Annotated in this window: 7 protein-coding genes; 5 read left to right on the forward strand and 2 right to left on the reverse strand. The window is 39.7% G+C overall.

Going from position 1 to position 6,596, the window contains the following annotated elements; genetic code table 11:
* Positions 1-257 precede the first annotated feature (257 nt).
* Positions 258-1,139: a LysR family transcriptional regulator gene (locus GQ598_RS09565; RefSeq protein ID WP_160403924.1), complete on the reverse strand. Its 882-nt coding sequence runs from the start codon at positions 1,137-1,139 to the stop codon at positions 258-260.
* A gap of 132 nt (positions 1,140-1,271) precedes the next feature.
* Between GQ598_RS09565 and GQ598_RS09570 the strand changes: the two genes are divergently transcribed.
* The 3 genes from GQ598_RS09570 to GQ598_RS09580 all read left to right on the forward strand — a co-directional run bounded on the left by GQ598_RS09570 (position 1,272) and on the right by GQ598_RS09580 (position 4,185).
* A complete protein-coding gene (locus GQ598_RS09570) occupies positions 1,272-2,090 on the forward strand; it encodes an SDR family oxidoreductase (protein ID WP_160403925.1) in 819 nt (272 codons plus the stop codon).
* A 36-nt stretch (positions 2,091-2,126) separates the two neighbouring features.
* Positions 2,127-3,272: an iron-containing alcohol dehydrogenase gene (locus tag GQ598_RS09575; protein WP_160403926.1), complete on the forward strand. Its 1,146-nt coding sequence runs from the start codon at positions 2,127-2,129 to the stop codon at positions 3,270-3,272.
* 70 nt (positions 3,273-3,342) lie between these two features.
* Positions 3,343-4,185: an aldo/keto reductase gene (locus GQ598_RS09580; RefSeq protein ID WP_160403927.1), complete on the forward strand. Its 843-nt coding sequence runs from the start codon at positions 3,343-3,345 to the stop codon at positions 4,183-4,185.
* Positions 4,186-4,262: 77 nt separating this feature from the next.
* On the opposite strand, the gene GQ598_RS09585 is transcribed toward GQ598_RS09580, so the two are convergent.
* The gene (locus GQ598_RS09585; RefSeq protein ID WP_160403928.1) at positions 4,263-4,607 is read right to left on the reverse strand and encodes a hypothetical protein; all 345 of its coding nucleotides are present in this window, start codon (positions 4,605-4,607) and stop codon (positions 4,263-4,265) included.
* Positions 4,608-5,352: 745 nt separating this feature from the next.
* On the opposite strand from GQ598_RS09585, the gene GQ598_RS09590 reads away from it, so the two are divergent.
* Both GQ598_RS09590 and GQ598_RS09595 read left to right on the forward strand, forming a co-directional pair.
* Positions 5,353-5,652, forward strand: coding sequence for a transposase (locus GQ598_RS09590; RefSeq protein WP_091346816.1), 300 nt, complete (start codon positions 5,353-5,355; stop codon positions 5,650-5,652).
* A 23-nt stretch (positions 5,653-5,675) separates the two neighbouring features.
* Positions 5,676-6,488 (forward strand): IS3 family transposase, encoded by an 813-nt coding sequence (locus GQ598_RS09595; RefSeq protein WP_370516543.1) that lies wholly within the window; start codon positions 5,676-5,678, stop codon positions 6,486-6,488.
* The last annotated feature ends 108 nt before the right edge of the window (positions 6,489-6,596 follow it).

Consider the following 6,596-nt stretch of genomic DNA (forward strand, 5'->3'; position numbering starts at 1 on the left):
CCCTATTAGCGACTTTCAACTATGTTAGTTTCAATGACGATTGCTTAAAAATAATGCAAGCATCATGCCATAGTACATGTTGTCCATTAACAAAAGGCACTATCATCACTGTTTCTAAGCAAAAATACTAATTAAAAATAATTATAATTGCCTATCATTGAGGCATAAAAATGAATAAACAGCGCTTAACAGACTAATTTGCACCAAAAGTGAGCATAAAAAAAACGTAACTTACGTTTAAAAGTTATCATAGAAGACTAACACTTTAACGCATCGATAATCAACTTAAAGACATTCGAATGCCCTTTGCGGCTTGGGTAATAAAGATAAAAAGAATCATATGTAATGGCAAACTCGGCTAATAACTCAACCAATTGGCTGGACGCCAATTCCTGTTCAATACCAGAACGAGCAAGCCAAGTAATACCCAAACCATCTAAAGCTGCTTGTTTACGCAAATGATTGTTAACCATAAATTGCGAATGTGGATGGTATTTAACCATTTTGCCTGCTTCCAAAAACTCCCATGGCAATTCTGTACCATGCTCAGAAGATATCCGCATACCAATTAAACGATGCTTGTCCAAATCTTTAACACATATTGGTAAAGCCTTCGCTTGTAAATAGTTGGGGCTAGCTACTAAAGCCATTTTTAAAGGAGGCGATATCTTAACGGCGATCATCTCTTTAGCAATATCACTCCCTAAACGGCATCCCATATCAAATCCCTGCTTAACAATATCCGCCCAACTATTATCAGCTTGAATTTCAACTTTAATTTGTGGATAACGAGGTAAAAAATCGCGTAATTTAGGGTATATAATCTGTTCAACAGCAATACTTGGAGCATTAATTCGGATCGTTCCTGAAGGTGTATTAATAAAATGGTTTAACGCATCAACCTCTTGATGGATAGAATCAAATAAAGGTGAAATTTTCCGGAATAACTGTTCGCCTGCCTCGGTAAGTGACACATTACGCGTGGTACGATTAAATAGGCGCAGGTTTAATCGAGTTTCTAAATTTCGCATACTATGACTTAGCGCTGATGAAGTAATCCCCAATAATTGCCCTGCTTTAACAAAGCTAGAGGTCTGCGCCACAATAATAAAATAATTTAACTCATTTAAGTTATACACAATCAGACCTTATTAGTGAATTTAATTCACTACACTATAAAACACCTCCCCATTTATCTCAATAAAAACCCTCGCTAAAATAGCATCAAATCATAGCCAAAGAGTAAGCAACAGGCAAAATAGGAGAGGCGCATGACAAAAGAAGTGATTGTATTAAGTGGAGCTGGGGCTATAGGTATTGCAATTGTTAGACGCATAGCGATAGGCAAACAACTCCTATTAGCTGACCTAAACCCAGAACACGCCGAAAAGCAAGCACAACAACTGCGCAATGCAGGATTCAATGTACACACCACCGCTTGCGATGTATCAAATCCAAAATCAGTCAACAAATTAGTCGAAACAGCCACAAAACTAGGCAAAATAATGGGCTTAGTCAATACTGCTGGGGTATCGCCATCGCAAGCGTTTGCCGCACAAATATTCAACGTTGACTTATACGGCAACGCCCTATTATTGGACGCTTTTAGTCCTATCATGGCAAAAGGCAGTTCAGCGTTAGTCATTGGATCACAATCTTCACACCGCCTAGCACCTCTAACACAAGAACAAACTAAAGCCCTAGCCTTAACCCCGACCGAAGCTTTGCTTGATTTACCATTTATAAAAAACATCAACGACACCTTAAAAGCCTATCAACTAGCCAAACGCGGCAACGCCATAAAAGTACAAGTGGAAGCGGCCAAATGGGGACATCGTGGCGCCAGAATAAACTGTATTAGCGCAGGCATAATCCACACCCCTTTAGCAAACGACGAACTCAATGGTGACCGAAAAGATTTTTATCGCAATATGCTAAAACAACTCCCTGCAGGCCGGGGCGGCACACCTGACGAAATTGCCAATCTTGCCGAATTCATCATGTCAGACAAAGGCGCCTACATAACGGGCAGTGACATATTAATCGATGGTGGCGCCACGGCAAAATATTGGTGGGATAACAACAATTAATTTTAAATGAAATGATATTACCTGAAGGAATAAATCATGTATGAATTTAGTTTTCAAAACCCAACGCGTATAGAGTTTGGTATCGATAAAGAAAAAAATATAGGGCGCTATATGAAAGAGTTTGGAGCCAAAAAAGTGGTCATTATCTTTGGCAGTGACCGCATAAAGCAGTCCGGCTTATTTAACGACATAACCACAAGCCTAAACCAAAACGGCATTGAATTTACCGAATGTGGCAAAATAAAAAGCAACCCTGTCTTAAGCAAAGTGCGTGAAGGGATCACAATAGCCAAACAATTTGCTGCTGACAGCGTACTTAGTATTGGCGGAGGATCATGCTTAGATAGTGCCAAAGCGATTGCGGCAGGTAGTCTGTATGATGGCGATGTTTGGGACTTTTTTACCGGCACTTCAGTAACCAAAGCGCTCAACATTTTTGACGTCATGACACTAGCAGCAACAGGTAGCGAAATGAACAATGGCGGCGTTATCACAAACGAAGAAACCAAACAAAAATACCCAATCCATGGATTTTGCTTATTCCCTAAAGTCTCGGTGATTAACCCTAAACTACAAACCACAGTCAGCCGCGATTATTTGGTGTATTCGGCCGCTGATATTATTGCTCATTCTATTGAAGGATACTTCACCGCAACCACCCAACCGGAACTGATTAATTTACAAATCGAAGCCAACATCAAAACCGTCATCCGCACCACCGAAATACTATTAAAAAATCCCAACGATCTAGATGCGCGTGGTGAATTTGCTTGGGCCGCAACGCTAGCTTTAAATGGCCTAACTTATGTAGGCACAGCTGGATTTAGCTACCCAAACCATATGATAGAACACGCCATGAGCGCCATTTGCAACGTACCACACGGCGCAGGATTATCGGTGGTTATGCCTGCTTGGATGAAATGGTATCACGATCGTAATCCAAAACAGTTCCAACGTTTTGCTAAACAGATTTTTGGCTTATCCACAGCCGAACAAGGCATTGAAGCATTAAAAGCATGGTTTAACAAAATCGGCACCCCAACCACGCTTAAACAGCTCAATATTAATGAACATGACTTAAAACGGGTGATTGATAACGCAACGCAAAATGCGGTCGATTGGCAAATGAGTGATGTTTATAGTCGGCAAGTTATTGCAGGGATTTTTGATTTAGCGAATTAATCCATTGAGATTGCACCATCATTGACCAAAAATCATCTTTAATGAATATTCATTAAAAAGGAGAAACAGCTTGGAAAATATCACATTAAACAATGGCATCAAAATGCCCATTCTTGGTTATGGCGTATACCAAATTCCGCCAGAAACATGTGAGCAATGTGTATTAGATGCCATAAGCGTCGGTTATCGCGCCATTGATACCGCACAAGCTTATGGCAATGAAGAACAAGTTGGCAATGCCATAATCAAAAGTGACATTCCGCGTCAAGAACTGTTTATTACCACCAAAATATGGATCACTAATGCTGGCTACGAAAAAGCCAAACAATCGATCGACGAATCATTACGCAAATTAAAAACCGACTATATTGATTTACTGCTAATCCATCAGCCATTTAACGACTACTATGGTACTTACCGCGCAATGGAAGAAGCTTACGAACAAGGCAAAGCTAAAGCAATCGGCGTCAGTAACTTTTACCCAGATCGCCTTATTGATTTAGCGCATTTTGTTCGCATAAAACCAGCTGTCAACCAAATTGAAACACATGTATTTCAACAACAAAAAATTGCACGCGAAGTAATGCAAAAGCTAAATACGCAAATCATATCATGGGCACCTTTTGCCGAAGGAAAAAACAACTTCTTTCAAAATCCGGTACTTATTAAAATCGGCAAAAACCACCAAAAATCGGTCGCTCAAGTTGCACTGCGTTTTATGATTCAAAATGGAATTGTGGTCATACCAAAATCGACCCGAAAAGAACGAATGAAAGAAAACCTTGACGTATTTAACTTCTCGCTTTCAAATCAAGAAATGGCAAGTATAGCAGCTTTAGATACAGGTCATAGTTTATTCTTTTCGCATCAGGATCCGAAAACGGTGGAATGGTTTATGTCTATTTTAAAATAGGTGGATGGGGTACAGGATGTGGCCTGAGGCTACTAGGTGCCGTCGCTTGGTTTGACGTTGGTATAAGGTGGTTTTTGTTAAAAAACAATCAAAAAAAACTTTAATAAAATCAATACCTTTTCTGACTGATTTTTGGGCAGAAAATCAGGCCTTTTTGGGTTGGTGAATAGGATGGATTGGGTGCGGTGGTTTCGGACGTTTTGACCTTGGGTGAATAAAATAGCTATAGTGACCAAGTCCGAGCAAAGGGAATTAAAGCGAATTCCCTTTGCAATCCCGCGCTTTGGCTGCAGAATGTGGCCTACGGCTGCCCTCCGCCGACGCTCGGTCTTAACGCACCGTTTGTGGACGCGCTCCCGGCGCACCACAAACTCGCCAAACGTCCTGTTTGGCGTGCTGACCTCGCTCTGTTGTCGGCACATTCTGACGCCGGAATAGGACAAATAACATAACCATCGTTTTTGGGATGGGGTGTTGTGTTTTTATTAGGCGGTTTTTGTAAAAAAACAGCCAGAAAAAACTTTAATAAAATCAATACATTTTCTGACCGATTTTTGAGCGGAAAATTAGGTCTTTTTGGGGTGGTGGATAGAATAAATTGAGTGCGCAGGTTTCGGACGTTTTGACCTATAGTGAACAAAATAGCTATTGTGACCACGTCCGAGCTAAGAGAATTAAAGCGAATTCCCTTAGCAATCCCGCGCTTGGCTGCAGAATGTGGCCTACGGCTGCCCGACGCCGGCGCTCGGTCTTAACGCACCGTTTGTGGACGCGCTCCAAGCGCGCCACAAACTCGCCAAACATCCCTGTTTGGCGTGCTAACCTCGCTCTGTTGTCGGCACATTCTGACGCCGGAATAAGACAAATAACATAACCATCGTTTTTGGAAAGATTGTTGTGTCTTTATAATTATATAGTTGATTTTATTTTAATTAAATGCCTACACGGCGTTAAGGGTGATATGTAATGATGCTATTGTAGAAGAAAATTTCTAAACCGCCTACACGGCGTTAAAGTAGAACTTAAGATTTGATAAATCTTGCTGTATAAAGATAAACAACAATTTCATCTTTGAAAACCCTTTTTTTGAGGTGGATCGGCTACACTAATTCATACAACTTTTTTAAGGGGTAAGGTAAACTTATCACCACTAAAAAAGGAACAAATATGAATAAGATTAAACGCAAAAGACGAACATTCACAGATGATTTTAAACACCAAATGGTCAGTCTTTATCAACATGGTAAATCACGTAGTGAAATCGTTGCAGAATATGATTTGACACCATCAGCATTGGACCGTTGGATATCGCAATCAAGCCAAAGCGGTTCATTTAAAACAAAAGATAATCGCAGTCCACAAGAACAAGAGTTAATCGCGTTGCGTAAAGAGCTTAAACAACTCCGTATGGAAAACGATATTTTAAAGCAAGCAGCACTGATAATAGGACGAAAATCGCTATCCTAAAAGCAAATCGACATCGTTATAGCATAACAAAACTATGTCAATATTTAGGATTATCAAGACATTACGCTTATTATCAGTGTAAATTGAATAGACAAAAATCAGTAGGGCCCCACGCCAATAAAATCGTGACGCTATTTAATCAGAGCTATCAGTCTTATGGTACAAGACGAATTCGTTTTGATTTACAGAAAGAGAATATTTGGGTGTCACGCCGTTACATTGCTCGGGTGATGAAAGCCTTATTGCTGGTATCAAAATACACCGTTAAACGTTATCAATCTCACAATACGGAAGTGAATGAAACCGCCACAGAAAATCACCTGCAACGACAATTTGATGTAGGTGATAAAAAACAAATTGTTGTTGCGGATTTAACGTATATTCAAGTTAAGCAACGTTGGAACTATTTATGTGTTTTAGTGAACTTATCCGATAGACAGATTGTCGGTTACCATGTTGGTCAACATAAAACAGCAGAGCTTGTTATGTCGGCATTAAGCAAAATTAAACTGCCATTATCAAAATTAGATTTATTTCATTCGGACCGAGGTAAAGAGTTTGATAATCGGTTATTAGCGGATTGTTTTAAGACATTTAATATCACGCATTCATTAAGCAAGAAAGGGTGTCCTTATGACAATGCGGTAGCGGAAGCGACATTTAAAACAATTAAAACGGAATTTGTAAAAGGCCAACGTTTCAACTCAACGGCTGAGTTACAACGCGCTTTTTCGGCTTATGCTTATTGGTATAATCATAAACGATTACATTCTTCGTTAGGCTACTTGCCTCCCGTTGAATTTAAAAAACACTTATCCCTTAATTTTTTTGTTTGAAAATGTGTTGCCATTCCAAGGTGTTTTATAATTTATTGATTTTATTTAATTTTAAATTATCGTTAAAAAAAGGGTTTGGAGCGGTTAATTTGCTGTTATTGGGGCGCT

It is taken from the genome of Gilliamella sp. Pas-s95 (genome assembly GCF_009795795.1).
Lineage (GTDB): Bacteria > Pseudomonadota > Gammaproteobacteria > Enterobacterales > Orbaceae > Gilliamella > Gilliamella bombicola.